Raw genomic sequence first — 1,435 nt, forward strand, 5'->3', positions numbered from 1 at the left:
CACCTGGACAGCGAAAAGTAAGCGCAAATTTATACAAAATCGACCTGTAGCCATTGGGGGTCATGCGCGAGCAGCTATCAATTCAGGAGCAAAAAAGGAAGAAGGCGTGAACCCAACCTAGATCACGTTCTTCTCCAGCAAGCTGCGCCCCTCTACCAGCCGCTGCACCGCCAGCGGCGACAAGTCCAGGCTGGTGTAGCCGCCTTCGGCAATCCACTCCGCCAGGCCGCGCCCCACCGCCGGTGACTGCTGCAACCCGTGGCCGCTGAAGCCATTGGCCAGCAGCAGGTTGGGCAGGTGMGGGTGTGGTCCCAGCAGCGCATTGTGGTCGTGCGTGTTGTATTCGTAATAGMCGGCCCAGGCGCGCTGCATGCGCACGGCCTCAAAGCCCGGCACGCGCTTGGCCAGCGTCAGCCAGGCTTCGTCGAAAAGGTCGTAGTCCACCTCCAGCGGCGCGTCGTTGCCGTCCTGGCCCTGCGCCGGCGGCAGGCCGCAAATCCAGATGTCGCCTTCGGGCCGAAACCACAAACCGCTCGGGTCAATCACCAGCGGGCAGTCAGGCGTCTTCGCGGGGCTGGCAAATGCGTACACGCAGCGCTTGCGGCCATACACCGGCAGGTCAAGGCCCGTGCCGGCCAGCAGCGGCCGCGCCCATGCACCCGCCGCATTGACGGCCCAGTCGCACGGCAGCTGCGCGCCGCCCTCCAGCGCCACGGCACTCACGCGGCCGCGGCTGTGCGCAAAGCCCGTGGCCTCGGCCTTCACATACTGCACACCCAGGCTGCGCGCCTTTTGCTTGAAGGCCATCAGCAAACCATAACCGTCAAACCAGCCTTCGCCCGAAAGGCCGAGCGACGCCAGCGCCAGGTCGTCCACCTGCAGCCACGCAAAGCGCTGTTGCAACTCGGAAGGCGTCATCAGCATCACATCGACACCGGCTGCGCGTTGTGTGGCGTGGTTCTCTTGCAGCGTGGCCGCGCCGGCTTCAGAGGCCAGGTACAAATAGCCGCGCTCGGTCAAACCAATATCAGGCACATCACCATCGACGGCCAGGTGCTGTTTGATGTTGCGTAAAAAATCAATGCCGAATTGCGACACCGCAATGTTCACCGGCTGTGAAAACTGCTGGCGAATCGAGCTGGCCGACAGCGCAGAAGAGGCTTGCGTGTAAGTGGGGTCACGCTCGACGACAGTGATGCTGCCGTCAAAACGCGGGTGCGTCGCCAGAAAGTACGCGATGGCGCTGCCGATCACGCCACCGCCGACGATGACGATCTTTTGTGCGGATGCTTCAGGGTTCATGCTGCTGCTTCATTCATTACACAGTGGAAGCGCCACATCCTACAGGCCGCGGCGGGCCTGGTTTCTGATCGGCATGCTGCTTCAGCATCAGGGTCTCCGCATTTGCGGTGCGTGCGCATTCATCCCATATGAT

At 62.5% G+C, this 1,435-nt stretch carries 1 protein-coding gene; it reads right to left on the reverse strand.

What is annotated here, in order from left to right; translation table 11 throughout:
• Positions 1-117: 117 nt before the first annotated feature.
• Positions 118-1,302 carry an NAD(P)/FAD-dependent oxidoreductase gene (locus AC1D1X_RS23225; protein ID WP_477699333.1) on the reverse strand — a complete coding sequence of 395 codons (1,185 nt, stop codon included), beginning with the start codon at positions 1,300-1,302 and terminating at the stop codon, positions 118-120.
• Between the last annotated feature and the right edge of the window lie 133 nt (positions 1,303-1,435).

This window comes from Polaromonas sp. P1_G4 (assembly GCF_056405475.1).